The sequence below is a fragment of the Pseudomonas sp. zfem001 genome, from assembly GCF_032621725.1.
In the GTDB taxonomy this organism is placed as follows: Bacteria; Pseudomonadota; Gammaproteobacteria; order Pseudomonadales; family Pseudomonadaceae; genus Aquipseudomonas; species Aquipseudomonas sediminis.
Genome location: NZ_JAVYJI010000001.1, coordinates 470,720 through 496,426 on the forward strand (window position 1 = coordinate 470,720; position 25,707 = coordinate 496,426).

Annotated in this window: 24 protein-coding genes; 9 read left to right on the plus strand and 15 right to left on the minus strand. The window is 60.6% G+C overall.

Annotated features, from left to right (window positions below):
* Positions 1–83: 83 nt before the first annotated feature.
* Positions 84–1,859: an aspartate--tRNA ligase gene (gene aspS, locus RTH74_RS02385; RefSeq protein WP_179545517.1), complete on the minus strand. Its 1,776-nt coding sequence runs from the start codon at positions 1,857–1,859 to the stop codon at positions 84–86.
* A gap of 480 nt (positions 1,860–2,339) precedes the next feature.
* On the opposite strand from aspS, the gene RTH74_RS02390 reads away from it, so the two are divergent.
* The 3 genes from RTH74_RS02390 (at position 2,340) to RTH74_RS24085 (ending at position 4,768) form a co-directional block, all read left to right on the plus strand.
* Positions 2,340–2,810 carry a Dps family protein gene (locus RTH74_RS02390; RefSeq protein WP_099522205.1) on the plus strand — a complete coding sequence of 157 codons (471 nt, stop codon included), beginning with the start codon at positions 2,340–2,342 and terminating at the stop codon, positions 2,808–2,810.
* Positions 2,811–2,906: 96 nt separating this feature from the next.
* Positions 2,907–3,974: a GGDEF domain-containing protein gene (locus tag RTH74_RS02395; RefSeq protein ID WP_179545518.1), complete on the plus strand. Its 1,068-nt coding sequence runs from the start codon at positions 2,907–2,909 to the stop codon at positions 3,972–3,974.
* A gap of 170 nt (positions 3,975–4,144) precedes the next feature.
* Positions 4,145–4,768 (plus strand): cold shock domain-containing protein membrane protein, encoded by a 624-nt coding sequence (locus tag RTH74_RS24085; RefSeq protein ID WP_420713109.1) that lies wholly within the window; start codon positions 4,145–4,147, stop codon positions 4,766–4,768.
* A gap of 42 nt (positions 4,769–4,810) precedes the next feature.
* Here the strand turns inward: RTH74_RS24085 and RTH74_RS02410 are convergent, their stop codons facing one another.
* Both RTH74_RS02410 and RTH74_RS02415 read right to left on the minus strand, forming a co-directional pair.
* Positions 4,811–5,017, minus strand: a complete 207-nt coding sequence (locus tag RTH74_RS02410; RefSeq protein WP_099522208.1) for a SlyX family protein — start codon at positions 5,015–5,017, stop codon at positions 4,811–4,813.
* Positions 5,014–5,445: an HIT domain-containing protein gene (locus tag RTH74_RS02415; RefSeq protein ID WP_316913625.1), complete on the minus strand. Its 432-nt coding sequence runs from the start codon at positions 5,443–5,445 to the stop codon at positions 5,014–5,016. Before RTH74_RS02415 ends, RTH74_RS02410 begins: the two co-directional genes overlap by 4 nt.
* A 646-nt stretch (positions 5,446–6,091) precedes the next feature.
* On the opposite strand from RTH74_RS02415, the gene RTH74_RS02420 reads away from it, so the two are divergent.
* On the plus strand, positions 6,092–7,396 hold the full coding sequence (locus RTH74_RS02420) for an OprD family porin (protein ID WP_316913626.1): 1,305 nt from the start codon (positions 6,092–6,094) through the stop codon (positions 7,394–7,396).
* 73 nt (positions 7,397–7,469) lie between these two features.
* Here RTH74_RS02420 and RTH74_RS02425 read toward each other — a convergent pair whose 3' ends face one another.
* Complete coding sequence (locus RTH74_RS02425) at positions 7,470–7,877, minus strand: PaaI family thioesterase (RefSeq protein WP_316913627.1); 408 nt, start codon at positions 7,875–7,877, stop codon at positions 7,470–7,472.
* A 129-nt stretch (positions 7,878–8,006) separates the two neighbouring features.
* Between RTH74_RS02425 and RTH74_RS02430 the strand changes: the two genes are divergently transcribed.
* Both RTH74_RS02430 and RTH74_RS02435 read left to right on the plus strand, forming a co-directional pair.
* Positions 8,007–9,722: a proline--tRNA ligase gene (locus RTH74_RS02430; RefSeq protein WP_316913628.1), complete on the plus strand. Its 1,716-nt coding sequence runs from the start codon at positions 8,007–8,009 to the stop codon at positions 9,720–9,722.
* A gap of 20 nt (positions 9,723–9,742) precedes the next feature.
* Positions 9,743–10,699 (plus strand): hypothetical protein, encoded by a 957-nt coding sequence (locus tag RTH74_RS02435; RefSeq protein ID WP_125879521.1) that lies wholly within the window; start codon positions 9,743–9,745, stop codon positions 10,697–10,699.
* 61 nt (positions 10,700–10,760) lie between these two features.
* On the opposite strand, the gene RTH74_RS02440 is transcribed toward RTH74_RS02435, so the two are convergent.
* From RTH74_RS02440 to RTH74_RS02450, 3 genes are read right to left on the minus strand one after another with little or no spacing between them, the layout of a single operon-like run.
* Complete coding sequence (locus tag RTH74_RS02440) at positions 10,761–11,582, minus strand: aldo/keto reductase (RefSeq protein WP_316913629.1); 822 nt, start codon at positions 11,580–11,582, stop codon at positions 10,761–10,763.
* On the minus strand, positions 11,569–12,003 hold the full coding sequence (locus RTH74_RS02445; protein ID WP_316913630.1) for a VOC family protein: 435 nt from the start codon (positions 12,001–12,003) through the stop codon (positions 11,569–11,571). Before RTH74_RS02445 ends, RTH74_RS02440 begins: the two co-directional genes overlap by 14 nt.
* 2 nt (positions 12,004–12,005) lie before the next feature.
* The gene (locus RTH74_RS02450; RefSeq protein WP_099522215.1) at positions 12,006–12,686 is read right to left on the minus strand and encodes a class I SAM-dependent methyltransferase; all 681 of its coding nucleotides are present in this window, start codon (positions 12,684–12,686) and stop codon (positions 12,006–12,008) included.
* Between the two features lie 223 nt (positions 12,687–12,909).
* On the opposite strand from RTH74_RS02450, the gene RTH74_RS02455 reads away from it, so the two are divergent.
* Positions 12,910–16,011: a transglycosylase domain-containing protein gene (locus tag RTH74_RS02455; protein ID WP_316913631.1), complete on the plus strand. Its 3,102-nt coding sequence runs from the start codon at positions 12,910–12,912 to the stop codon at positions 16,009–16,011.
* Positions 16,012–16,105: 94 nt separating this feature from the next.
* On the plus strand, positions 16,106–16,990 hold the full coding sequence (locus RTH74_RS02460; protein WP_179545526.1) for an alpha/beta hydrolase: 885 nt from the start codon (positions 16,106–16,108) through the stop codon (positions 16,988–16,990).
* Here the strand turns inward: RTH74_RS02460 and RTH74_RS02465 are convergent.
* The 3 genes from RTH74_RS02465 to RTH74_RS02475 form a co-directional block, all read right to left on the minus strand.
* Positions 16,983–17,192 (minus strand): VF530 family DNA-binding protein, encoded by a 210-nt coding sequence (locus tag RTH74_RS02465; RefSeq protein WP_106733096.1) that lies wholly within the window; start codon positions 17,190–17,192, stop codon positions 16,983–16,985. The two genes, RTH74_RS02460 and RTH74_RS02465, sit on opposite strands and share 8 nt — an antisense overlap.
* 98 nt (positions 17,193–17,290) lie before the next feature.
* Positions 17,291–18,775 carry a sodium/proline symporter PutP gene (putP, locus tag RTH74_RS02470; protein WP_106733097.1) on the minus strand — a complete coding sequence of 495 codons (1,485 nt, stop codon included), beginning with the start codon at positions 18,773–18,775 and terminating at the stop codon, positions 17,291–17,293.
* Between the two features lie 469 nt (positions 18,776–19,244).
* Positions 19,245–20,378: a GNAT family N-acetyltransferase gene (locus RTH74_RS02475; RefSeq protein WP_316913632.1), complete on the minus strand. Its 1,134-nt coding sequence runs from the start codon at positions 20,376–20,378 to the stop codon at positions 19,245–19,247.
* 102 nt (positions 20,379–20,480) lie between these two features.
* Here RTH74_RS02475 and RTH74_RS02480 point away from each other — a divergent pair, with 102 nt between their 5' ends.
* Positions 20,481–21,086, plus strand: a complete 606-nt coding sequence (locus RTH74_RS02480; protein WP_316913633.1) for an inorganic diphosphatase — start codon at positions 20,481–20,483, stop codon at positions 21,084–21,086.
* A gap of 50 nt (positions 21,087–21,136) precedes the next feature.
* On the opposite strand, the gene RTH74_RS02485 is transcribed toward RTH74_RS02480, so the two are convergent.
* The 5 genes from RTH74_RS02485 to RTH74_RS02505 all read right to left on the minus strand — a co-directional run bounded on the left by RTH74_RS02485 (position 21,137) and on the right by RTH74_RS02505 (position 25,620).
* Positions 21,137–22,066 carry a ParB/Srx family N-terminal domain-containing protein gene (locus RTH74_RS02485; RefSeq protein WP_316913634.1) on the minus strand — a complete coding sequence of 310 codons (930 nt, stop codon included), beginning with the start codon at positions 22,064–22,066 and terminating at the stop codon, positions 21,137–21,139.
* Between the two features lie 82 nt (positions 22,067–22,148).
* Positions 22,149–23,453, minus strand: coding sequence for an OprO/OprP family phosphate-selective porin (locus RTH74_RS02490; protein ID WP_179545531.1), 1,305 nt, complete (start codon positions 23,451–23,453; stop codon positions 22,149–22,151).
* Positions 23,454–23,611: 158 nt separating this feature from the next.
* Complete coding sequence (locus tag RTH74_RS02495; protein WP_316913635.1) at positions 23,612–23,944, minus strand: YnfA family protein; 333 nt, start codon at positions 23,942–23,944, stop codon at positions 23,612–23,614.
* Between the two features lie 9 nt (positions 23,945–23,953).
* Positions 23,954–24,382 carry a hypothetical protein gene (locus RTH74_RS02500; protein ID WP_106733103.1) on the minus strand — a complete coding sequence of 143 codons (429 nt, stop codon included), beginning with the start codon at positions 24,380–24,382 and terminating at the stop codon, positions 23,954–23,956.
* A gap of 74 nt (positions 24,383–24,456) precedes the next feature.
* Positions 24,457–25,620 (minus strand): MFS transporter, encoded by a 1,164-nt coding sequence (locus RTH74_RS02505; protein ID WP_316913636.1) that lies wholly within the window; start codon positions 25,618–25,620, stop codon positions 24,457–24,459.
* Between the last annotated feature and the right edge of the window lie 87 nt (positions 25,621–25,707).

Genomic DNA, 25,707 nt, shown 5'->3' on the forward strand with positions numbered 1-25,707 from the left:
TTCACAATTCCCGGGGCAAGAGCGCTAGAGTCTCCCCACCCCATAACGAAGAAGCCTGGGATCTCCAGGCTTCTTTTGCAGGCTTATTCGGCCTTGGGTTGCTCGCGCAGGCGGATATGCAGCTCGCGCAGAGACTTGTTGTCGACGATGCCCGGCGCCTGCGTCATAACACAGGCCGCGCTCTGGGTTTTCGGGAAGGCGATCACTTCACGAATCGACGAAGCACCGGTCATCAGCATCACCAGACGATCCAGGCCAAAGGCCAGGCCACCATGGGGCGGCGCACCATACTTCAGTGCGTCGAGCAGGAAGCCGAACTTCTCCTGCTGCTCCTCTTCACTGATGCCGAGCACGCGGAACACGGTCTGCTGCATGGCCTTGTCGTGGATACGGATCGAACCGCCACCCAACTCGGTGCCGTTGAGCACCATGTCATAGGCACGCGACAACGCGGCGGACGGGTTGGCTTCCAGTTCCTCGGGGCTGCAGCTCGGCGAGGTGAACGGGTGGTGCATGGCGGTCAGGCTGCCGTCGTCGTTTTCCTCGAACATCGGGAAGTCGACGACCCACAGCGGCGCCCACTCGCAGGTCAGCAGGTTCAGATCATGACCCAGCTTGATACGCAGCGCGCCCAGGGCCTCGCTGACGACCTTGGCCTTGTCGGCGCCAAAGAACACGATATCGCCATCGACAGCGCCAACGCGATCGAGGATGACATTGATGTTGTCCAGCGGGATGTTCTTGACGATCGGCGACTGCAAACCGTCAACGCCGGCCGCGCGCTCGTTGACCTTTATGTAGGCCAGGCCCTTGGCACCGTAGATGCCGACGAACTTGGTGTAGTCGTCGATCTGCTTGCGCGGCATGCTCGCCCCGCCCGGAACGCGCAGCGCGGTGACACGGCATTTCGGATCGTTGGCCGGGCCGGCGAATACCTTGAATTCGACGTCCTTGAGCTGATCTTCCACATCCACCAGTTCCAGCGGAATGCGCAGGTCCGGCTTGTCCGAACCAAAGCGGCGCATGGCTTCGGCCAGGGTCATGTGCGGCAGTTCGCCGAATTCGACGTCCAGCACTTCCTTGAACAGGTTGCGCACCATGGTCTCGGTGATGTCCATGATGTCTTTTTCATCGAGGAAGCTGGTCTCGATGTCGATCTGGGTGAATTCCGGTTGACGGTCAGCACGCAGGTCTTCGTCGCGGAAGCACTTGGCGATCTGGTAGTAGCGATCGAAGCCGGCGACCATCAACAACTGCTTGAACAGCTGCGGCGACTGCGGCAGGGCGAAGAAACTGCCGGCGTGGGTACGGCTCGGTACCAGGTAGTCGCGCGCACCTTCAGGGGTAGCGCGGGTCAGGATCGGCGTTTCGACGTCGAGGAAGCCGTTGTCATCGAGGTAGCGACGGATGCTCGAAGTGATGCGCGAGCGCAGCTTGAGCTTCTCGGCCATTTCCGGGCGACGCAGATCGATGAAGCGATAGCGCAGGCGGGTTTCTTCACCGACGTCGGTGTATTCGTTGAGCGGGAACGGCGGGGTTTCCGCCTCGTTGAGCACTTCCAGCTCGTAGCCCAGCACTTCGATGGCACCGCTGGCCATGTTGGCGTTGCGCGCGCCTTCCGGGCGCAGGCGCACCTTGCCAGTGATCTTGACTACATATTCGCTACGTACACGGTCGGCCTTGGCGAAGGTCTCGGCACGATCAGGATCGAATACCACCTGAGCCAGGCCTTCACGATCACGGATATCGAGGAAGATCACCCCGCCATGGTCACGGCGACGGTGTACCCAGCCGCAAAGGGTGATTTCCTGGCCATCCAGGCTCTCGTTCAACTGGCCGCAATAGTGGCTGCGCATCATGATCGTGTTTCGCTTCTCTGAGGTCTTGGATAGGTCAGGCAGCCCCCAACGCCCTGGGCAGGAGCTACACCGCAGCGAACGTCCAACCGTACGCCGCGCTTCGATAAAGAGCGGGATTATATAGCGTAAATCGTCATGACGCAGCCGCCCGGCAGATGCCTTCTATAAATGAAGAGCGCCTCCCGCCTGGAGAACGACCATGGACCAAGCCCCTCGCAACGAGCTGCCCCAACGCTCTGCAGGAGGATTTCCGCCCGGCCCCAGCCAAGCAGTTTCAGCGCAGCAAGCATTTTGCTGCATACAAGATTGACGCCCAGCCAGGGGCAAGCTTTATTGGCCCCAGCTGAACCGTCCGCTATCAATAGCCTCTAATCATCGCTTTCATTGATATAAGCCAAGATCACCCCGACGCCCTGCGTGTTAGGCTCTCATCAACATTGCGGGATAGACACCCTGGGCTCACCTGAAAGGAGAAAAGCCATGGAAATCAATATCGGAATCGCCGAACAGGATCGCGCCGCCATCGCCGAAGGCCTCTCGCGCCTGCTGGCTGACACCTACACCCTGTATTTGAAGACCCATAACTTCCACTGGAACGTCACTGGCCCGATGTTCAACACCCTACACCTGATGTTCGAAGGTCAGTACACCGAGCTGGCCCTGGCGGTTGACGCAATCGCAGAACGTATCCGTGCTCTGGGCTTCCCAGCTCCAGGCACTTACGCCGCGTACTCCCGCCTGTCGTCGATCAAGGAAGAGGAAGGCGTACCCAGCGCGGACGAAATGATCAAGAAACTGGTCCAGGGCCAAGAGGCCGTCGTACGCACTGCGCGCGGCATTTTCCCGCTGCTGGACAAGGTCAGCGACGAGCCGACTGCCGACCTGCTGACCCAACGCATGCAGGTGCACGAGAAAACCGCGTGGATGCTGCGCAGCCTGCTAGCTGCTTGAGATGCTCAGAGGCCCGGTAATCCGGGCCTTTTCATTAGGCATGCAGCCCTGCCCTGATCTATGCTCTGGCCAATCGTCATTGAGTTTCCAACATTCATGAGTCAGCCAGCCAAACCGCCCAGCATCATCGACTTGTATCCGGAGGAAACCCGCGAGGCGGCCGAACTCCTGAAGCAAGCCGTGCCACTGATGATGCGTCACGACATCCCACCAAACCCAGTGCACTATGCACTGTGGTACACCTACAGCAGAGGCAGCGAACCCGAGCTTAACCGCCGCCTGGACAAGGTGGTCGAAGACTTCGACGTATTCCCGCCGGAAACCGCCAGCCGGCTGTTCCGCGACTACATTATCCGCGGCGAGTTGGAAGAAGCTCGCGCAGGCCAGCAGCAGGTAATCGAACTGGTCGATGACATCGAAGGCGACGTCTCACGTAGCGTGATCGGCGGCCAACATTACCAGCAGAGCCTTAGCCATGGCCTGAGCGCATTGCAGGAGCCCATCATCGATGACCTACCCAGCGTGCTCAGCGAACTGCAGGAAAGCACCCAGCTGATGCAGGACCAGCAGGAAAAATTCCTCTATCGCCTGCGCGCCGCACAGCAAGAAATCACTCACCTGCGCGGCCAGCTGGAACGCGCCCATCTTGCGGCAACGCTCGACAGCCTGACCCGCGTATTCAACCGCCATGCTTTTACCCGCTTACTGGAACGCGCACTGGACGAATCACAACAGGGCCTGGCCCTGGTGATTCTGGATATCGATCACTTCAAACAGTTCAACGACCAGTACGGCCATCCATTGGGTGACCGCGTACTGCAACACGTCGGACAACTATTGCGCGACCTGCTGCCACCGCAGGCCTTTGCCGCACGCTACGGTGGCGAAGAGTTCTGCGTGGTGCTGCGCAACTGCGCCAACCTCAACGAAGTTCTCGATTTCGCTGAGCAACTGCGCCACAAGATTCAGTCGCTGAGAATCAAGGTCAGGCGCACAGACCAGGTTCTGGACAGCATAACTGCGTCCTTCGGCTGCGCCATGGCCGAAGAAGACGACACATTCGAATCGCTGCTCACGCGCGCCGATGACGCCCTTTATCAGGCCAAACGCGCCGGGCGCAATCAGGTTCACCCGATTACCAGCGAAACGATGCTAAGCGCTTGATTTGAGAAGCCCTCGGCTTTGCTGTTAAATAGCCTCGCGCGCCGCGTTATCATCCTGCGGCGCCACCAACCTTGTTTACAGGCGCGCCACGGCCGTTCAGCTGGCCATTAGCAACGTGCGCTCTCTCCGCAGCACCGTGAGTCATCATTCGATCAGTGAGTTCATCAAAGATGTTGAAGATTGCCCATCTCGTGACAGGGTTCGCAGCCCTACTGCTGTCTGCCGTACCCGGTTTGTCCACTTCCTTTCTTACCACGCCGGATGCCATCTATCTGGCCCTGACCGGCTTGCTCAACCTGCTTGCCGCATCGCAGCAACAGACTCTCCCCGCCGCGCGCCAACAACTGCTGGGGCTGTCCTCGGCTCTATTGATATTGGCTGCCGTGGTACAGAGCTTGATCCTGCTTGCCCCGCTGCCCAGCATCGGCAGCCAGCCCGCCATCTGGCTGCCGCTGCTGACCCTGGTTATCGCCGTGGCGCTGAGCCTTGCAGCACAACTGAGCAGGCAGCCGCGTAGCACAGAACAACGCCCGCCCGCACCACAAGCTAGCGCCAGCACCAGCGCTCCCCAGGATGATCGCGAGACCGGCACGGTCAAGTGGTTCAATACCTCCAAGGGCTTCGGCTTCATTTCCCGCGACTCGGGTGACGATATCTTCGTTCACTTTCGCGCCATTCGTGGCGAGGGCCACCGCGTCCTGGTCGAAGGCCAACGCGTGGAGTTCTCGGTCATGCAGCGCGACAAAGGTCTGCAGGCTGAAGACGTGATCGCAGCAGCCCCTTCACGGCGCTGAGCGGTACGCAAAGAAAAGCCCGGGAAACCGGGCTTTTTCATATCAATAGTGCGGTGGCGGGGCCTCATCTTCGGCAGTACCCGCCTGGCTACTCAGCTCTTCCTGGCGTCGCGCCAGAACCGTCAACTGCAACTGCATCCGCTCGATGCGCTTGCTCTGCTCGACCAGCTCATCGTTCAGCGCCTGAATGGTGTCATCCTGAAAAGCCAGACGGCTCTCCAGCTCCATGATTCGCGATTCGAGGCTCATGCAAAGGCTCCGGCGAACTGACAGTCCTCAGCCAACACCGAGCGCAGCTTATCGACGACCTGACCCGCCTGCTGCTCACTGTAAGGCTGCGCCGGATGCCGCCCCCATACCGGAGCAGGCCACGAAGCATCCTCCCGCCGACGCACGATCACATGCATATGTAACTGGCTGACGACATTGCCAAGCATGGCGACGTTCATCTTGTCGGCCTCGAAGATGTCCTTCAGTGTTTCGGCCAGAAGCGTGGTTTCCTGCCACAGTTGTCGCTGATCATCAGCGTCTAGCTGAAACAACTCACTGACCTCCTCACGCCGAGGGACAAGGATGAACCAAGGGTAATTGGAGTCATTCATCAGCAGCAAACGACACAGGGGAAAGTCCCCGATCACCAGACAATCCTGCTGAAGGCGTGAATCCAGAGCGAACATGATGATCCTCCTTATTAATAGAGCGTAACCCCAGAGGGAGGGGAGCAATGGCGCGCAGCATACGCTGGCTCAGCCGAGAGTTCACCCGACGACCACGCACCAACCCAAGGCAGCTTGAACACATACGCACCGCAGGCGTGCACCATTTTGTTTCTTCCCGTAATGGACAATGCCAAGCGTTACCGGTTAATGCGCAGGCAATGAGCTAACGGCACCTGCTGACAGCTAACCGCAGGCCTCGACAACCCCTGACGAATCAGCACCAAAAGCAGCGCCGGCGCTACCGCGAGCGCTGCCCTGCGCCTAAAAATCAAGGTTTTAGCAAGACAGGCAGGTTTTGAGCACGACTTTTGCTAACTGTGAAAGCAATGCCCGGCAAGCCGTGCAGTCGATCAATCAAGCGGTCCCAGGCACCTCAGAACCGCGGAAGCGTCGGCGCAACGAAACGCAAGTACAGAGCTATAGATTTGCGACATTCATCTTCACGCTATGCGACACCAGCATGAACGAAGTCGTAATGAATAGACTGCAACTATCGCCAATATTGGCTGCGTGCTATAAGTTATCGCCGACACAAAAAGAAAGAGCTGTCCATATAACAAAACAGTGGGCAGCGCAACTCTTCTAAACCCAAGGAGCAATCACGATGCAAGTGATGAAGTGGAGCGTAATCGCCCTGGCAGTAGCCGCGGGCACCAGCCAAATGGCCGTGGCGTCCAGCCAGTCCGAGTCGAATGGCTTTATCGAAGACAGCAGCTTCAACATCTTCAACCGCGTTCTTTACATGAACCGCGATTTCAAGAACGGTGCCTCGAACGGCGCAAGCACCTCCGCCAACCCGGCTGGCTACCGTGAAGAAACTGGCCTGGGCATCCGCCTGCTGTACGAATCCGGCTTCACCCAAGGTACCGTTGGTGTCGGCTTTGACGCGCACTCCTTAAGCAGCATCAAGCTGGACAGCGGTCGTGGCCGCTACGGTACCGGCCAGTTCGCCCAGACTGATGAAGGCCGTGGCGACGACACCCAGACCGAAGTCGGCGGCGCTGTCAAGCTCCGTATTTCCGACACTGTTCTGAAGTATGGCAGTCAGTTCACCGCCAGCCCGGTATTCTCGACCGATGACAGCCGCATCCTGCCAGAAGTCACCACCGGTACCTATCTGGTAAGCAACGAAATTGAAGGCCTGGAACTGAGCGCCGGTCGCTTCACTGCCTTGAGCAGCCAGACCGGCACCAGCCGCGACGACATCAACGGCAAAGGTGAAGCTGGCCTGAAGTACGCCAATATTGTGGGTGCTTCCTACTCGTTCACCGATGATCTGAGTGCCGCATTCCATGCTTCCGACGTAGAAGACTACTGGAAGAAGTACTACGGCAACGTCAACTACAACCTGTCGCTGGCCGAAGAGCAGGCTCTGAACTTCGATTTCAACGTCTACAAGACCGACTACGACAAGTCCTACACCAATACTGCCAGTGACGAAGACAACACCATCTGGAGTCTTGCTGTTGCCTATTCGCTGGGCGCTCACACCTTCACTCTGGCTCACCAACGCTCGAGCGGTGATCGTGGCTATGAATATGGTGTAGACGGCGGCGGTACCGTCTGGCTTGCCAACTCCGTGCAATACTCCGACTTCAATGGCAAGGACGAACGCTCCTGGCAGGCTCGCTACGACCTGAACATGGCCGAGTATGGCGTACCGGGTCTGAGCTTCATGACTCGCTACATCTATGGCGACAATATCGACGTTGCAGGTTTCGCTGAGGAAGGCAAAGAACACGAGTTCAACTTCGAAACCAAATACGTCATTCAAGATGGTGCCGCCAAAGACCTGTCGTTCCGCGTTCGTAGCGCCATCTGGCGTGCCAACAGCGCGTACAACTCGGTAAACGGCTCAGACAACAACGACCTGCGCCTGATCGTCGAATACCCGCTGAGCGTTCTGTAACTTCAGCGCTACTCGATAGCGGTATAAAAGAAACCCGGCCTTGGCCGGGTTTCTTTATTTATGCCTCGGTACTTTAAAGAGGCAACGCATAAGTCCCCGTCACATGTGCCACCAATTCATTCTCATTATCAAGCGAATATAACGAGACTTCGCAAACTGCCTGACGCCGGCTCAAGCGCAGTATTCGCGCCTCTGCCAACAAATCCACCGGTTTGGGTTTGACCAGAAAGTTGATATTGAGATTGGACGTCACTGCCATCTCCACGCGACCGAGACGCCCCAGCACCACCGCATACATCGCCGCATCCCCCAGCGCCATGATGGTCGGCCCGGAAAGCGTACCGCCCGGACGCACCAATTTGGCGTGAAAAGGCACGCGTGCCAGCACACTCTCCTCGTCCAGCCGGTCGATCCGCAGATCGATATCCTCGGCCATCGGCAGCCCCATACGAATCAGGTTCTGAACCTCAAGTGCAGTCAATCCCACTCTTCAATCCTCCCGGCACGCGCAGTAGCACTTTCGCGCCTGCGCCCGTCCTGTACGCCACTGTATAGGCACCGTACAATGCCGGCCTACCCCAAGCCCTAGCAACCGACAGAACGGCCAAACATGCGTACCAGTCAGTTCCTGCTCTCGACCCTGAAAGAAAACCCTTCCGATGCCGTGGTGATCAGCCACCAGCTGATGCTGCGTGCCGGCATGATCCGCAAGCTGGCCTCCGGCCTGTACACCTGGCTGCCGATGGGCCTGCGCGTGCTGCGCAAGGTCGAGACCGTGGTGCGCGAAGAAATGAACGCAGCCGGCGCACTGGAAGTGCTGATGCCAGCCATTCAGCCTGCCGAACTGTGGCAGGAATCCGGTCGCTGGGTGCAGTACGGCCCCGAGCTGCTGCGGGTAAAGGATCGTCATGATCGCGAGTTCTGCGTCGGCCCGACCCACGAGGAAGTGATCACCGATCTGGCCCGCAACGAGCTGAACAGCTACAAACAGCTGCCGATCAACATGTACCAGATCCAGACCAAGTTCCGTGACGAGATCCGTCCGCGCTTCGGCCTGATGCGTGGCCGCGAGTTCATCATGAAGGACGCCTACTCCTTCCATGCCGACCAGGCTTCCCTGCAGGAAACCTATGACCGCATGCACCAGGCCTACTGCAACGTATTCAGCCGCCTGGGCCTGAACTTCCGCCCGGTACAGGCCGATACCGGCTCCATCGGCGGCACCGGCTCGCACGAATTCCACGTACTGGCCGACTCCGGCGAAGACGATATCGCCTTCAGCAATGTCTCCGACTACGCCGCCAACATCGAGAAGGCCGAAGCCATCCCTCGTGAGACAGCGCGCGGCGCTGCGACCGAAGACATGCGCCTGGTGGACACGCCCGACACCCAGACCATCGACGCACTGGTTCAGGGTTTTGGCCTGGCCATCGAGAAGACCATCAAGACCCTGGTGGTGCACGCTGCCGAAGAAGGCAAGCTGATCGCCCTGATCGTCCGTGGTGACCACGAGCTGAACGAGATCAAAGCTGCCAACCTGGAGCTGGTTGCCAGCCCGCTGCAGATGGCCAATGAAGCAGAGATCCGTGCGGCCATCGGTGCAGGCCCTGGCTCGCTGGGCCCGGTCAACCTGCCGATCCCCTGCATCATCGACCGCAGCGTAGCGCTGATGAGCGATTTCGCTGCCGGTGCCAACATCGAAGACAAACACTATTTCGGCGTCAACTGGGAGCGCGACCTGCCGCTGCCTGAGGTTGCCGACCTGCGCAATGTCGTCGCTGGCGACCCCAGCCCGGATGGCCAGGGCACCCTGGAAATCAAGCGCGGCATCGAAGTCGGTCACATCTTCCAGCTCGGCACCAAGTACAGCGAGGCCATGAACTGCCAGGTGCTGGGCGAGAACGGCAAGCCTGTAACCCTGACCATGGGCTGCTACGGCATCGGTGTATCCCGCGTCGTGGCTGCAGCCATCGAACAGAACTTCGACGAGCGCGGCATTCGCTGGAACGACGCCCTGGCGCCCTTCCAGATCGCCCTGGTGCCGCTGCGCTATGAAACCGAGCAGGTTCGCGAAGCCACCGACAAGCTGTATGCCGAGCTGACTGCCGCCGGTTACGAAGTGCTGCTGGATGATCGCGACAAGAAAACCAGCCCCGGCATCAAGTTCGCCGACATGGAACTGATCGGCATTCCGCACCGCGTGGTCGTCAGCGACCGTGGCCTGGCCGAGGGTAACCTCGAGTACAAGAGCCGCGCCGAAACCGACGCGCAAGCGGTGCCGCTGGCCGACATTCTGTCCTTCCTGCAAGCCCGTATCAGCCGCTGATCACGCCTTACCGAGACATCATGCACACGAGCAACAACCTTCACCTCATCGGCGCCGCCCTGTGCGGCGCCCTCTTTCTCAGCGGCTGCGCCAACCAGTTGCCGCAGCGTAGCGAGCATGAGGAGCGCGTCGAGCGCAAGCTGCTGGATCACCAACTGCAGATCGATGCTGGCGAACCCAAGGTGCTGGAGCTACCGCAGCGCCGCGTGCGTGTGCATGACCAGAAGAGCTACGAGGTCACAGCCTTCGAGGTGACCCGTCGCTACGACCGCTACACGCCTTACCAACCCTGGCGCGAGATCTACGAAGTACCGATGGGGGCAGTCGCGGTGGTGGCCGGCGTGGGCGCCAACATACTCAACGTCGTGTTGCTCGGCAGCCTGCCGGAAACCGCGACCCGTGACTGGATCAGCTACGGCATGGCCGGCCTCAACCCGTTCATGAACGTCGAGTCCAACGGCCGCGCGGAACAGAACCTGGCGAGTATCGATGAGCTGCAGCGCGACCGTCGCATGGAATACACCAACCTGCCCTGGTCCGAGCGTCCTGTGCAGGTCAAGGCAGGTGACCAGCAGTTCGAGCTGCTCACCGACAGCAGCGGCGTGCTGCGCCTCAATCTGTTGGACAGCCCCTTCACCGAACAGGACATCACACGCCTGAACACGCTGCAGCTAAGCGTCGAAGACCGCCTTGGTGACGATGTCGCACGCGCCGATACGACCCTCATGGTCAGTCATACCTTGCGCGGCAAGCTGCGTGAAGCGCATGACCTGATCTTCGACGACCTCGAGGGTGGCGATGTCGCCCAGTGGGTACACCGGGTCAAGCGCCTTTCCGATCTGGGTCTGGAAGAGGAAGCCAGCGAGCTGGAGCAGAGCCTGATCGAACTGACCCGCAACGACCCTGAGCTGCAGGATGCCTTCCTCAAGGCACTGCTCAAGGATGCAGGGCGTCTGGCTGCCGACCCAGCCAACTGATCGCACCAGGGTAATCCAGGCCCTCAGCACGGCGCATACAACCGGGCAGCGCTGCTCGCTGCTATACCATCTGTAATGCTTGCTTGCGACGCGGCGGCGGGAAGGCCGCGTCGAGCAGGGCCAGGTCATCCACACTCAAGGTTATCGAAGCTGCCGCTGCGTTATCGCGCAGGTGCGCGCTGCCGACAGCCTTGGGGATGGCAATCACGCCGTCCTGCCTGATCGTCCAGGCCAATGCCAGCTGAGCCGGCGTTACCTCATACCGTTGGGCCACCTCGAGCAATGTAGGCTCGTGCAGCAGTGCGCCAGCTTGGCTGAGCGGACAGTAGGCCATCAGCGGCATGTCGGCACGCTGTTGCCAGGGCATCAGGTCATACTCGATGCCACGCGCCTCCAGGTTGTACAGCACCTGGTTGGCGCTGCATGCCGGCTGATCCAGCTCCAGCAGGTCATCCAGGTCGAAGTTGGAAACGCCCCAGGCGCCAATCTTGCCCTGAGCTCGCAGCAACTCGAAACCTTCGACCGTCTCGGCAAGCGGATAGCGCCCACGCCAGTGCAGCAGGTAGAGGTCGATACGCTCGCATCCCAGACGCTTCAGGCTGCGCTCACAGGCGGCCTGAACACCCTGCAGACTGGCGTTGTGCGGGTAAACCTTGCTGACCAGGAACACCTCGTCACGACGACCGGCGATGGCCTCCCCCACCACCTGCTCCGCGCCACCCTCGCCATACATTTCGGCGGTGTCGATCAGGCTCAAACCCAGGTCCAGTCCTTCACGTAGCGCTGCCACCTCACGCGCGTGCTGGTGCCGGTCTTCGCCCATGCGCCAGGTCCCCTGGCCTATCACCGGCACCTGTACGCCGGCCAAGTCAATTTTGCGCATCGATTTCTCCCGTACAGGTCGTTACCAGGTCGTACCCCTCATCGCGCCACTGCACGAAACACAAGCCGTGGCCAAAGGGATCGCTCAGCGTGACCAGCCGTCCCCAGTCATACTCATGAATGTCACCCTCCTGCCGAGCGCCAGCAGCGATTGCCCGCGCCAATGCAGAGTCAAGATCATCGACCACCAGGTCCAAATGCAGCGGCATCCAGTGACGATGGTAATCGCGCCGCACGTGCGCCTCTGCGCACGCCTGGCTGGCATCCGCCTTATGCAGCAGATAGAGCGGCACGGCAGCGCCTAGCATCTCCACCACCGTTCCGTCGAACAACCTGCGCCCGACGCTCAAGCCAAGCGCCTGCTGGTAGAAGGCAACTGCCGCTGGCAGATCGGGAACATCGAGGTTGAGCAGCAGTTGCATGATCAGAGCGGCTTGAGCAACAGCAGCAAGGACACCGGCTGAACACTCTCGGGGTGCAGCGGCTCCTGCAGCCATTCGAGACGCCAGCCGGTTTCAGCGATCAGCGTCAGCCAGGATTGCAGAGTGCGGAAGAACCAAGGCATGGGCGCCTGAAAGCCCTCTCCGAAGCCGACGAAGTCCTCCACCCGCCAACCGTCCTGGTAAGGCTCGCCATGACTGGCACGCCAGGGGTGCAGTGTCTGAATCAGCAGGCTGCCGCCAGGCACTAGTAACTTTTGCAGGCTGCGCAGAATAGGCTGTAGCGGCTCTTCGAGCAGGGCGAAGTTGCAGACCAGCACCTCGAAACGCCCGAGTTGCTCGGCGTGTTCTTCCAGTTCGGCATAGCCGCAGACGCGATACTGACTGCGCCCGTCGCAGGCTGCACGAGCCGCCTCGATCAACGGCGCCGAAGCGTCCACACCGACCGGTTCGATACCATGTTCGGCCAGCCCGCGGCACAGCCAACCCTCGCCGCAGCCGATATCCAGCACGCGTTTGGGTTGCAGCGCCAGCACAGCCTGGATGATCGCAGCATCGGTGACCAGGCGGCGACTTTCGATGCGCTGTTCACGCACTGCGGCAGCCCAGGCATCGGCATTGGCCTGCCAGCTTTGCTGGAGCTGTTCTCGATGGTCGCGCTGCATGCCGATTCCCTGCATCTGTGCGTTGCAGCGAGTCTAGCAGGCCAGCCCATCATCCAGGTACAACCCAGGCAATGAGTGGAAACGGCCAGCCAGACGGCGCGCAAGGGTCTAAGCTGATAACAAGACAGACGAGACAACCGCAGCCCAGCCGGCCCAAGGTCAGCATCCGGCAAGAGGCAATCTCGCGGCTTTGAATGATGCTGACAGGCCAGGCCGGTGATTTATGGGCGCATCATGGCAACGTAATCCACAGCAACCTGACCTCACCTCCTCGGCGAGCACGCAGGGCAGGACGAAGTCGGCCAATGTTGGAAGGCATCACTGGCGCCTGACAATCTATCTGTTACTGGTCCTGCTGGTGCTCGCGGTTACCGCCCTGCTGGTGTTCGAGTCGCGCAGCGCCCACTTTCAGTCACGCGAGCTCAGTCGCTATGCTGCTGACCTCACGTACAAGGTCGAACCAGGCCCCAGCGAGCGCATCATCTACCCGACCGATGGTCCCTTCGACAAACGCCAGGGCTATGCCTACCTGCCACTGATGCTGGAACGCCTACAGCAACGCGATTATCAGGTCACCGAGCAGTCGCGTTTCTCCGAACAATTGATGGCCTACAGTCGCCGCGGCCTGTTCCCGCCGTTTACCGAGAAGAGCCAGAGTGGCCTGAGCATCAGCGATTGTCGCGGTACGCCGTTCTACGAATTTCGCTATCCGCAACAGGGGTACGCCGACTTCGCCAGCATCCCGCCGCTGGTGGTCAGCAGCCTGCTGTTCATCGAGAACCGTGAGCTGCTCGACCCCGCGCAACCGCTGGCCAACCCGGCGGTGGACTGGCCACGCTTCGCCATGGCAGCGCTGTCGCAGCTTGGCAAGATGCTCGATGTGCAGGACCAATCCGCCGGGGGCAGCACCTTGGCCACGCAACTGGAGAAGTACCGCCACTCCCCGGATGGGCTGACGCTATCCGCAGGAGAAAAGCTGCGGCAGATGATTTCCGCCAGCGTGCGCGCTTATCAACACGGCCCGGAAACGCTCGAAGCGCGTCAACGCATCGTCCGCGACTACCTCAATAGTGTGCCGCTGTCTGCAGCACCCGGTCATGGTGAGGTGAACGGCCTGGCTGACGGCCTGCGCATCTGGTACGGCGCCGACTTCGAGCGCAGTAACGCCCTGCTCGATCCGCGTCGCTCGCCCGACGCCAGCCTTGCCGAGCGCGGCCTGGCCCTGCGGCAGATGCTGTCATTGATGATCGCCCAACGCCGGCCCTCCTACTACCTCGCACAAGGGCGCCGTGACATGGAGGCGCTGACCGAAAGCCACATACGCCTGCTCGCCAACGGCGGTCTGATCGATGCCGACCTGCGCGACGCCGCTCTCACACAGAAACTGCAGTACCGCGACTGGCAACAGGAGCCCAATCTGCGCGCAGTGGAGAGCGACAAAGGCATCAGCGTGGCGCGCTCGCGCCTGTCCAATCTGCTGGGCATGCCACTCTACGATCTCGATCGCCTCGACCTGTCCGCACGCAGCACCCTGCAACGCGACCTGCAGCAGCAGACCAGTACCTACCTGCTGAACCTGGCCGATCCAGAGTTCGCCGGCAAGATCGGCCTGTTCGGCGAGCGCCTGCTGTCACCGGAGAAAACCGCGGAAGTGCGCTACAGCTTCACCCTGTTCGAACGCACCCCAACCGGCAGCCGGGTACGGGTGCAGACCGACAGCACCGACCAACCCTTCGACATCAACGAGGGCAGTAAGCTGGAGCTTGGTTCCACCGCCAAACTGCGCGTATTGGCCACCTATCTGGAGATCATCGCCGAGCTGCATCAGCGCCACGCGAACAAGAGCCCGGCCGAGTTGCGCCAAGTCGACATCGCCGATCAGGACTACCTGAGCCGCTGGGCCGTGGGCTACCTGCAAGCCAACCCGGGGGCGGATCTGGCCAGCATGCTCGACGCCGCGCTGGAGCGGCGCTACTCGGCCAACCCGAACGAGCGTTTCTTCACTGGCGGCGGTTTGCACACTTTCGGCAACTTCCGCCGCGAGGACAACGGCCGTAACCCGACCCTGCGTGAATCCCTGCGCGAGTCGATCAACCTGCCCTTCGTGCGCCTGATGCGTGACCTGGTGCGCTACAGCACCTACCAGAACAGCGCCGAACTGCTCAAGGACGACAAAGACCCACGCCGCCAGGAATACCTGCAGCGCTTTGCCGATCAGGAGGGGCGCACCTTCCTTCTGCGCTTCTGGCGCAAGTATCAAGGCCAGCCGGAACCGCAGCGCCTAGAGACGTTCATCAGCGGCCTACGCCAGACCTCGGTACGCCTGAGCGCCGTGCACCGTTACCTGCTGCCGCAGGCTGACGAAGCCACCTTTGCTGCTTTTCTGCGGGCGCAACTGCCACAGGAGAAACTCACAGACCAACGCATCGCGCGCCTGTATCAGGATTACGGCCCGGGCGCTTACAGCCTGCCGGATCAGGGCTATATCGCCCGCGTCCACCCGCTGGAACTCTGGCTGCTGGGCTACCTGATCAGCAACCCGCAGGCGACTTTCAGCGACGCTGTAGCTGCCAGCATCGACGAGCGCCAGGAAGTCTATGGCTGGTTGTTCCGTAGTCGACACAAGAGTGCCCGCGACAGCCGCATCCGTATCATGCTGGAGGTCGAAGCCTTCTCCGACATTCATCGGCGCTGGCAGAACCTGGGTTATCCCTTCCAATATCTGGTGCCCTCGCTGGCCACCGCACTGGGCAGCTCCGGTGACCGGCCAGCGGCCTTGGCCGAGCTGATGGGCATCATCCAGAACGACGGCATTCGCCAGCCGGTGCTGCGCATCGACGAACTGCATTTCGCCGCCGATACGCCTTATGAGACACGAGTCGAACGGGATATCCACGGCGGCAAGCGGGTGATGCAGTCCGAAGTAGCTGCTGCATTGCGCAATGCCCTCTCGCAAGTGGTGGAGGGCGGGACTGCGCGGCGCTTGCAAGGTACTTTCCAGTTACAGGACGGCCATAGCCTGACGCTAGGCGGCAAGACCGGCACCGGCGACAACCGCATCGAGAGCGTCGGCCCTGGCGGCCGGGTAATCAGTTCGCGCGCGATGAACCGCACGGCGACCTTCGTGTTCTTTCTCGGTCCGCGGCACTACGGCACCCTGACAGCGTTCGTACCAGGACGCGAGGCCGAACGCTTCACCTTCACCTCGGCGCTGCCGGTGCAGGTGCTCAAGGGCATGGCGCCGATCCTTGCACCCTACCTCGAAGCCGGCAGCGCCACCCTGTGCGATACGCCGATGAGCCCACCACAGATCAGCCGGCGGTAATACCTGGTAACCACAGCGGCCGGCCCCTGGCGAAACCCGGCATCGGATATGCAGTCCATGGCTGCATTATCCGTTGCCGTTCATGAGTACGCCGATGCCCTCACCCTGGTTAGCCCTGCTGCGCCGTCGTCGCCTGAGCCTGATGTTTCTGGGCTGCCTACTGGTATTGCTGCCGATAGGCTGCGCCAAACTGGAGCAGACCGAGCGCGAGCTGGTGTTTCGCATCGAGCCCGGCACCGCCCGCTGGTTCAGCGGCCTGCCTGCAGGCGTCGAGGACGTGCAACTGCAATCCCCCGACCTCACTGCCGATGAGAGCCTGCATGCCTGGTGGTGGCCGGCCCCCCGCAAGGATGCCCCAACGCTGCTCTATCTGCATGGTTCACGCTGGAACCTGACCGGCCAGCTGTTTCGCATCGAACAGCTGCATGCCATGGGCTTCTCGGTCTTGGCGGTGGACTACCGCGGCTTCGGCGAAAGCCGTGGCGCCTTGCCCTCCGAGCGTAGCGTCTACCAGGACGCCCTGATCGCCTGGCAGCACCTGGTGCGCCTGCAGCCCGAGGCGAACAAACGCTTCATCTATGGTCATTCACTGGGTGGCGCCGTAGCCGTCAACCTGGCGCACGAGCTGGCAAGTGAAGAGGAAGCCGCGCAGGCCGCCGGGCTGATCGTCGAGTCCAGTTTCACCAATCTGGGCGACGTGGCGGCCGCGGTTACCAACACCTCGCTGCCGGTGCGCTGGCTGCTGTCGCAGGAGTTCGATTCACTGAGCAAGATCGGCGATGTCGGCATCCCGGTGCTGATCGCTCATGGTCGCGATGACCGCTACGTACCGTCACGCTTCAGCCAGGCGCTGTTCGACGCGGCCAGCGAGCCCAAGCAGTTACTGCTGATCGACGGCGCCAACCACAACAACAGCCTGCGCATGGCCGGTAACAGCTACCGCCAGGCCTTGCGGGCTCTGGGGCTCGAACTTAACTGAAGTGCTGCAGGTAGAGCTGCTCCACCTTGGCCCGTGCCCAAGGCGTCTTGCGCAGGAAGGTCAGACTCGACTTGATGCTCGGCTCATGCTTGAAACAGCGCACGTCGACCTGATGGGCAAGGCCATCCCAACCGATGCGGTCCACCAGGGCGGTGAGAATCGCCTGCAAGGTCAGGCCATGGAGCGGGTCATTGCTGGTCATGAGAGCATCCGTTAAAAAAAGTGCGCCTATCTTAGAGCCAGAAACGAAAAAGGCGATGACTGCGTAGCAATCATCGCCTTCGCTTCAAGCCAGCAGAGTTACACCGACTTGTATTCGCTCTCGGCCTTGTCGAAGCGGCTCAGCATCGACTGGCTCGGCGCCTGACCGATACGGCTGAAGATGACGATGGCCAGGGTCGCGAGGATGAAGCCCGGGATGATCTCGTACAGGCCCAGACCGATCCAGTTCTTCCATACGATCACGGTGGCAGCACCGACCAGCATACCGGCCAGGGCGCCGTTGCGGGTCATGCCCTTCCACAGCAGGGAAAGGATCACCACCGGACCGAACGCAGCGCCGAAGCCAGCCCAGGCGTAGGACACCAGGCCCAGAACGCGGTTTTCCGGGTTGGCAGCCAGAGCGATGGCGATCAGTGCCACCAGCAGCACCATGGCGCGGCCGACCCAAACCAGCTCGGTCTGCGAAGCGTCTTTACGCAGGAAAGCCTTGTAGAAGTCTTCGGTCAGCGCACTGGAGCACACCAGCAACTGGCAGCTCAGGGTACTCATCACCGCCGCCAGGATGGCGGACAGCAGGATGCCGGCGATCCACGGGTTGAACAGCAGCTTGGCCAGCTCGATGAACACGCGCTCCGGGTTCTCAGCGACCGGGCCGGCGACTTCAGGGTGCGCTGCGAAGTAGGCGATACCGAAGAAACCGACAGCAACGGCGCCAGCCAGGGTCAGGATCATCCAAGTCATGGAAATGCGGCGGGCAGCCGGGATCGACTTCACCGAATCAGCGGCCATGAAGCGCGCCAGGATGTGCGGTTGGCCGAAATAGCCCAGGCCCCAAGCCATCAGCGAGATCACGCCGACGAAGGTCGCGCCCTTGAGCATGTCGAAGTTGGTCGCGTCGACCGCCTCGATGGCGACCATGGCCGGATCGAAGCCGCCTGTGGCGATCATCACCACGACCGGGGTCAGGATCAGCGCGAAGATCATCAGGGTGGCCTGTACGGTATCGGTCCAGCTCACTGCCAGGAAGCCACCGATGAAGGTGTAGGCGATGGTCGCAGCAGCGCCGGCCCACAGCGCGGTCTCGTAGGACATGCCGAAGGTGCTCTCGAACAGGCGAGCACCGGCCACCACGCCGGAGGCGCAGTAGATGGTGAAGAACACCAGGATCACCAGCGCCGAGAAGATGCGCAGGATGCGGCTGTTGTCTTCGAAACGGTTGGTGAAGTAGTCCGGCAGGGTCAGGGCATTGCCGTTGTGCTCGGTCTGCACGCGCAGACGACCGGCAACGAACAACCAGTTGAGGTAGGCGCCGATGACCAGACCGATGGCGATCCAGCTTTCGGAGATGCCAGCGACGAAGATCGCGCCAGGCAGGCCCATCAGCAACCAGCCACTCATGTCGGAAGCGCCGGCGGACAGTGCGGTAACGAAGCTACCGAGACTGCGGCCACCGAGGATGTAGTCGGAAAGGTTCTTGGTACGCAGATAGGCGATCAAGCCGATCAGCACCATGGCTGCGATGTACACCACGAAGGTGACGAGCATTGGAGTACTAGCTGTCATTTGGGGGGCTCCCCTCTCGTTTGTTGTTCTTGGGCACCGTGCCCAGCTTGGCAAAGCGCACCCGTTTTTTGCGGATGCGGGCTCCGGTCTCTCTTCCTCGTCACACCGATGTCTGGTGAGCACGTTCAGGGGCAGATACCGGCGCAGTGAAATCTCCACCACTTCGTCACAGCATCGGCACGTGCCTGAGCACTTTCCCTGACCTCCCTGGCTTGCGCCTGCGGCCACCGAATCGCGTTACCACCCTACTTCGGCTGCATGCACTTCTATTATCGGTCTAGCCCAGCAAAGCTGGTCTGACCAATCGACGCAGACAAAAACGGTCGTAACGAAAGTGAAGGGCGGAATTTAGTGGCAGACGTGAGCGGGCTTCTTGCTGAAAGCTCTGGAGTTTTTACAGAAATCTCCGGCACGGGGAACTTCCGGCAAACAGCTGTTTCGGCCTTGCGCCGAGAACCTGATCGCTCGATCAGCCCCCACTGGCCTGGCGAAAAGGCAGATAACTGCGCGCCTCCTCAGCGTAAACCCGCACGCCAGAGCGCTCCTGCTCGAGAAACTCGGCAACCGCAGCATGCAGCCCAGGATGGCAGAGATAATGCCAGGAGCGAGTGATGACCGGCTCGAAACCGCGAATCAGTTTGTGCTCACCCTGCGCGCCAGCATCGAAGCGTTGCAGACCTTCGGCGATGGCCAACTCCATGCCCTGATAGAAGCAGGTTTCGAAATGCAGCCGGTCGAATTCGGCCAGGCAGCCCCAATAGCGGCCATAAAAGGTATCGCCATCGACCAGGCTGAAGGCCATCGCCAGCGCACGACCATGCTGCGTGGCGAACACCACCCGAATCATCTCGGGCATGCGCTCGGCCAACAGGCTGAAAAAGTCCCGTGTCAGATAGGGCGCCTGACCACGCACGTGGTAAGTGTTGGCGTAGCAGTGGTAGACGAAATCCCAGTCCGCCTCGCCCAGCTCATGACCCAGGCGCCTGTCGAACTCGATGCCCTGTCCCGCCACCTGCTCCCGTTCCTTGCGCATCTGCTTGCGTTTGCGCGAACTGAGCGTATCGAGAAAGTCCTGAAAATCACGATAACCACGGTTGTGCCAGTGAAACTGACAACCGATGCGCTCCAACCAGCCTTGCCGCTGCATCAGCACAGTGTCGCAAGCCGGGCTGGTGAAGTTGATATGCAGGCTCGACAAGCCTTCATCGCTCAATTCGGCTGCCAACGCATCGAGCAGCTCGGCAGCCGCACCGGCGTCGCCGAGCAAACGCGCTCCGGTCACCGGAGAGAACGGTACGGCGCCCAGCAGTTTGGGGTAGTAGGCGATACCGGCGCGCCGACAGGCGTCAGCCCAGCCGTGATCGAAGACGTATTCGCCGTAAGAGTGCTGCTTCAGATAAGCCGGCAACGCCGCCTGCACCTTGCCGTGCTCATCGCACCAGAGCCGGTGCGAGGGCTGCCAACCACTGCGACCGCCAACGCTGCCGCTGTCCTCCAGCGCACTGAGGAAGGCATGACGCAGGAACGGCTGTTGTTGCGGTAACAGAGCATCCCAGGTCTCTGCCGACACTGCGTGAAGGGAGTCGATGATGGTGACGGACATGAGCTGAGCTCCAGAAGCCAGACTGCAATATATCTCTAACAATGCACCTGCAATATGAGAAGGCCAACCCTTATAACTTTGAGCTCTGTAAAGGAGTTAACCATGCAAAAGTCCCTTCTCGCCCTCGGAATCGCGTTATTGCTCGGCAGCGGTACGGCCATCGCCCAGCAGTCGATTACTCATCCTTTTCACGCAACCCAGGCAGAAGATGCACCGAACAACGTACACATGGCGGTGGAAATTCCAGCAGGCAGCCTCACCAAGTACGAGATCAACGAAGAAGGTCTGGTTTTCGTCGACCGCTTCCAGTCCATGCCTGTTGTCTACCCTGCCAACTATGGTTCGCTGTCTCGCACGCTGGGTGGCGACAACGACCCATTGGACGGCCTGGTGCTAACTCGCGAGCCTCTTCATCCAGGCGTCCTTATCAAGTTCCGTCCGATCGGCTATCTGAAGATGATCGACGGCGGTGAAGCGGATGAAAAGATCATTGGCGTGCCCAGCAGCGATATCGATCCGACTTACGACAACATCAAGGACATCGATGACCTACCCTTGATCGAGCGCCAGCGCATCGAGGCCTTTTTCCGCGTTTACAAGCAACTGCCAGAAGGCCGCAAGAAAGTCGAACTCAACGGCTATGGCAGCGCCGCCGAAGCTCGCCAGATGATCCAGATGGCCCTGGACAACTACAAAAAGAACAACTGACAAACCGCGAAAAGGCCCAGCCAAGTGCTGGGCCTTTTCAATCACAGCCTTCAACTTTTCCCGGCCAGAGCCTTCTTGTAGCTGGTGGCGTAGTTGAGCTTGCGGCCGGCCACCTTGTTCAACTCCTTGCGGTCCATCGACGAATAAACACCCAACTCACGGGCCTTGAATCCACTGCTGCCGACTTCCTCTTCCGGCGCGAGCGCCACCATCTTCTTCGCAGCAGTTTCGACCGCATCGCGGTAATCGCCACGGTCACTTAGGTCATATGTATCCAGCGACATCACCGAACGCAGCCAGTTGCCCCAATAGAACTCCAGAAACTCAGGGGCCACTTCGCCAGAACGCGGCTTGTCGTAACCCACCTCGCGAGTGAAGTACACCAGCGCTCGATAGGGGTCGTTGGCCAGATGCTGCAAACCGAGCTGGCTCGGTATCTGTTGAGGATCGATGACCTGGCCGTTGCCGTCCTTGAGCCAGACCTTGCGCGCCTGCGCCATGCGTTGCCAGAAGCTGGCCATGTCAGCGCTGTCACTGAAGTTGTCAGTCACCCGCACCCACATGTTCAGGTTTTCGCCACCCTTGGGATGCTCCACAAGCACGGTGAAAGTGTGATGACCATCGGTAAGGAACAACTTGCCTTCGGGACCAATGACCACGGTTTTCATCTCGCTGCTACGAGCACCGACCTTATCCTGGCAGGTGAAACTTTCCGGTTTCCGCAGGTCGGCGTCACCTGGCACATTGGCACTCTCGCCCTGCCCGTTGGCCTCGCAATATTCGTCGAACAGTTTATTGCGCTCTTGCGCGAAGCGGCCGAGCTTGTAGTAGATCTGGTCATACCCAACCGCAGCCTGGGTCGGGTGCAACGCTTGCAGCGGCACCTGAAGCAACTCACCGGGCTTGGCTGCACTGTAATCCTGGGCCAGGACGGTCGAACTCAGGCCGAGCGCAACCAGTATCAAAGTGATTTGACGCATCGAAACATCTCCAAAGGACTTGGCGATAAAAAAGCCCCGCCATTGGCGGGGCTCAATCAGGAGCAACGGATGAAGGTATTGCTTAGAACACGTACTGCAGGCGACCTACGATTGCCTTGCCGTCATCCTGCACGCTCTTGCCACCAACCTGGTTAGAGGTGTTGATGTTGTCCACCTGATAATCGATGTAGTTCAGGCTGGTACGGACGGACGGGGTCACGAAGTAGTTCACACCCACTACCATGGCCTTGGTCTCGAACTCGTCGTTCACGTCGTCAGCCACGATACCGGCCAGGCCCAGGTTGCCGGGAATGGCGCCCGCATCGGAATCGATTGTGGTGCTTTCGTAACGGGCGAAGACTTCCCAGGAACCTTTCATGTTGTCCGGCTTGTCCCACTTACCGTCAGCAGCCTTGTACTGGCGCACGCCGTTGAACATGTAGGAAACCTGAGCGTAGTAACCGCTGAGGTCAACATCGGATTTCGCACCGGCCAGAGTCTCGCCACTGATCTGACGCTGGAAGTACTCAGCCTGCGCACGGAAAGCACCGAACTGAGCACCGGACTCCAGCACCCATTCAACGTCCTTGTCAGCCACGCGCACGTCGCCAAAGGTCAGGCGGAAGTCGTTGTCGCTGCGAATCCCCATGCGGGTACGAGCGCGGGCACGGTTATCGTCGGACTCGCTGTTGTGGTAGTTGGCAGCGAGGTGAATGACGTCAGTGCCATTGAGGTAGGGAGCCCAGTGAGCGCGCAGGGTATAGCCGTACAGCTCGTCGTTGTCCTCACTCTTGTAGTTGTTGTCACCTTCGTAGGTGGCAACCTGAGCCATCAGGCCATAGTTGTCGCCAGAGTGTTTGAAGTTCACGCCGAACTGGGTGTCTTCGTCCCCATTGAGGAAGTCGTACATGAACGGACGCTCGATGGCGGTGATCCAGGAGGAGCTGGTGGAGTTCTCCAGACCATAGTCGACACCAAAACGACCGACAGTGAAGGTACCGATATCCAAGCCGGTGTAGGCGATGAAGGCACGGTCGACGCTGGTGTCATCGGCTTCGTCGTAGCTCAGGCGCAGACCCCAATCCCAGTCGCTGTAGGCGGTACCCTCAAGGCCGAACTCACCGCGACGGATGAAGGTATTGAAGGTATCGTCGAACGGCTTGTTCTGGTCAGCGGCCATCAGGCCATCGAACTGAGTAGCATCCCACTGCAGTTTGCCGCTCAGCTTGAAGCTGAACGCCTTGTCGGTAGTGGCGACTTCCAGGCCGCCTTTGGTCTTGATCACGAGGTCAGCGCCGTCAGTGGTGACGGTACCGGCGAAAGCCTGGGCGGAGACGGCCAGAGCCAGGGCGCTGGCTGCGAAACCGGCGAAGTGCTTACGGATCATCGAGGATTCCCCTGTTGGACTTTAAGTGTTGAAAACACCCGAGCAATGGGCTCGTTCGTGTTGGGGGGAATCTTGGCGAGGGCTTATTTCAGCGCAGTTGCCGATATATAAAGATTTGATGACAACGGAACTTTTTACTTCCGATGCTTATAAGCAGATCAGGATGAGTGCAGCCGCGGTCCCAGCAGGATGATCGAAGCACCCGCCAGACACAGCGCAGCGCCCAACCAGTCGCTGAGCATTGGCCGGGTCTTTTCGATCAACGCCAGCCACACCAGCGAAGCGACGATATAGACACCGCCATAGGCTGCATAAGCGCGGCCGGCGAAAGAGGCTTCGACGCGGGTCAGAATCAGCGCGAACAGCGCCAGGCTTAGCAGCCCGGGCGCGATCCACCAGGCGCTGCGATCGAGCCGCAGCCACATCCAGAAGGCATAGCAACCGGCGATCGCGAACAGGGCCGCCAACAGAAACCATAGATAGTTGATCATTCTCGCCCCCTAACCGCGCAAGGCGCCTTCGCGCTCCCAAGCGCAACGCACGCGTAGCCCACCTTCCTGCGGACTATGAAAGCCGCTATCGGACTCCCAGCGAAAGGTATGCATACCGTTGAGTTCGGTTTCCAGATGCACCACTGCGCTGGCCCAGTACAGACGCTTGAGCAGCGCCTCGAAGGCTTCGATCCACAGGTTCCATTCGTATTCGATCGCGCCATAGCTGGCGCCGAAGTGGATCACCTGGGTCTGGTAAAGGCCGGCACCGGGTTGGTCGCAGAAGGAGAACATTTCACGACCAAGGAACGGCCAGAGCTCGCCAGCCGGCAATTCGGCCAGCACGCCATGATTGGTTTCACGGCGCAGGCGACGTTGCTCGGGGTCATCCGAGGGCCAGTCGCGGATACAGCCATAGACGATGGATTCGGACTCCACACCGGCACTCCTGAAAAAGCAGAACGCCTTCTAACACAGCACGCCTGGGCAAGAAAGGAACTGCTGCCAATTCTTCAGCGAGGCTGACGTCTGCTACGCCCCAGCAACCACGCCACCAGCGTCATCACCAGCGCCAGCGCAGTGAGCACTGCAAACGGCAGACGGTAGCTGCCGGACAGGTCGCGCGCCAAGCCGGTGAGAATGGGCGTCAGGCAACCCAGGCTGTAACCGGTGAACAGCATCATCGCCGTCCAGCGGCTGACGGCCATTGGCGAACCGGCCTCGTACAGCGGCAGCACCAGCGACAGGGCGAAGGAGCCACCCAGCGAAAAACCCAAGATCACCGCCCACAGTTCCGGAACGAAACGCGGCATGAAGGTGACCATCGCCAGACAACCGCAGGTGACCGCACCGCAAGCCAACAGTAGCGGATAACGCGCGTTGTAGCGCTGCGCCAGCCAGGGCAGCAGGAACGAGCTGGGCAGCCCCATGAGCATGGCCAGACTGAGCAGCGAGTTGCTGCGCAGCATGCTCAGCCCCGCTTCGTGATAACGCGCCACAGCCCAGGTCGCGATGGCATAGAACAAGCCCGCTTGAATGGCGAAGAAGCAACTGATCAGCCACGCGCGCGGCCGCCGCCAGGGCAGGCCACCGCTTTCCTGCTCATTGGCAGCACCCGCCTGGTTGGGCAGCCACAGCCAGAGCATGACCCCGAACAGCGCAGGCGCCGCCCATACCGCCAGGCCCAGGTGCCAGGCGTCACCGAACAACGCGGTGGCCGGCGCGGTGAGCACTGCGCCACCGGCCCCGCCAATGGCCATGCCCAGTGAATACCAGCCCACCACGCGCCCCATCTGGCTGGCGAAGTGACGCTTGATGAATCCCGACAACAACGGCCCGGCGACCGCGATGGCAGCGCCGAGGGCAATGGCGCTGCCGATCAACACCGCACTCTGGTGCGCGGCCAGACGTGCCAGCAGCGCCAGGCCGATCAGCCCGAGGCAGAGCACGATGGTGCGCTCGAGCCCCCAGCGCATCGCCAGGCGCGGCGCCAGCGGCGCCAGCAGGCCCATGCACAACACCGGCAAGGCCGTGGTCAGACTGATGAAGCTGCGACTCAGCGACAGCTCTGCAGCGATGCGTTCGATCAGCGGTGCAAGGGAAGTGATGCCGGGGCGCAAATTGATCGCCGCCAGCACCAGGGCCACTAGCAGTAGGGCCCGAGGGACTGGTTTCACGAGGTATCCGAAGTCATTACGGCAGGCAGGCCGGGGCGGCCACCCTACCCCCGGAGGCCACACCAGGCAAGCCTGCCGGTGAAAATA

What these genes read in the sequence shown, in the direction of transcription:
- aspS (WP_179545517.1), bottom strand. Translation starts at nt 1,859, where the DNA reads ATGATGCGCAGCCACTATTGCGGCCAGTTGAACGAGAGCCTGGATGGC.
- RTH74_RS02390 (WP_099522205.1), top strand. Translation starts at nt 2,340, where the DNA reads ATGGAAATCAATATCGGAATCGCCGAACAGGATCGCGCCGCCATCGCC.
- RTH74_RS02395 (WP_179545518.1), top strand. Translation starts at nt 2,907, where the DNA reads ATGAGTCAGCCAGCCAAACCGCCCAGCATCATCGACTTGTATCCGGAG.
- RTH74_RS24085 (WP_420713109.1), top strand. Translation starts at nt 4,145, where the DNA reads ATGTTGAAGATTGCCCATCTCGTGACAGGGTTCGCAGCCCTACTGCTG.
- RTH74_RS02410 (WP_099522208.1), bottom strand. Translation starts at nt 5,017, where the DNA reads ATGAGCCTCGAATCGCGAATCATGGAGCTGGAGAGCCGTCTGGCTTTT.
- RTH74_RS02415 (WP_316913625.1), bottom strand. Translation starts at nt 5,445, where the DNA reads ATGTTCGCTCTGGATTCACGCCTTCAGCAGGATTGTCTGGTGATCGGG.
- RTH74_RS02420 (WP_316913626.1), top strand. Translation starts at nt 6,092, where the DNA reads ATGCAAGTGATGAAGTGGAGCGTAATCGCCCTGGCAGTAGCCGCGGGC.
- RTH74_RS02430 (WP_316913628.1), top strand. Translation starts at nt 8,007, where the DNA reads ATGCGTACCAGTCAGTTCCTGCTCTCGACCCTGAAAGAAAACCCTTCC.
- RTH74_RS02435 (WP_125879521.1), top strand. Translation starts at nt 9,743, where the DNA reads ATGCACACGAGCAACAACCTTCACCTCATCGGCGCCGCCCTGTGCGGC.
- RTH74_RS02440 (WP_316913629.1), bottom strand. Translation starts at nt 11,582, where the DNA reads ATGCGCAAAATTGACTTGGCCGGCGTACAGGTGCCGGTGATAGGCCAG.
- RTH74_RS02445 (WP_316913630.1), bottom strand. Translation starts at nt 12,003, where the DNA reads ATGCAACTGCTGCTCAACCTCGATGTTCCCGATCTGCCAGCGGCAGTT.
- RTH74_RS02450 (WP_099522215.1), bottom strand. Translation starts at nt 12,686, where the DNA reads ATGCAGCGCGACCATCGAGAACAGCTCCAGCAAAGCTGGCAGGCCAAT.
- RTH74_RS02455 (WP_316913631.1), top strand. Translation starts at nt 12,910, where the DNA reads ATGGGCGCATCATGGCAACGTAATCCACAGCAACCTGACCTCACCTCC.
- RTH74_RS02460 (WP_179545526.1), top strand. Translation starts at nt 16,106, where the DNA reads ATGCCCTCACCCTGGTTAGCCCTGCTGCGCCGTCGTCGCCTGAGCCTG.
- RTH74_RS02465 (WP_106733096.1), bottom strand. Translation starts at nt 17,192, where the DNA reads ATGACCAGCAATGACCCGCTCCATGGCCTGACCTTGCAGGCGATTCTC.
- putP (WP_106733097.1), bottom strand. Translation starts at nt 18,775, where the DNA reads ATGACAGCTAGTACTCCAATGCTCGTCACCTTCGTGGTGTACATCGCA.
- RTH74_RS02475 (WP_316913632.1), bottom strand. Translation starts at nt 20,378, where the DNA reads ATGTCCGTCACCATCATCGACTCCCTTCACGCAGTGTCGGCAGAGACC.
- RTH74_RS02480 (WP_316913633.1), top strand. Translation starts at nt 20,481, where the DNA reads ATGCAAAAGTCCCTTCTCGCCCTCGGAATCGCGTTATTGCTCGGCAGC.
- RTH74_RS02485 (WP_316913634.1), bottom strand. Translation starts at nt 22,066, where the DNA reads ATGCGTCAAATCACTTTGATACTGGTTGCGCTCGGCCTGAGTTCGACC.
- RTH74_RS02490 (WP_179545531.1), bottom strand. Translation starts at nt 23,453, where the DNA reads ATGATCCGTAAGCACTTCGCCGGTTTCGCAGCCAGCGCCCTGGCTCTG.
- RTH74_RS02495 (WP_316913635.1), bottom strand. Translation starts at nt 23,944, where the DNA reads ATGATCAACTATCTATGGTTTCTGTTGGCGGCCCTGTTCGCGATCGCC.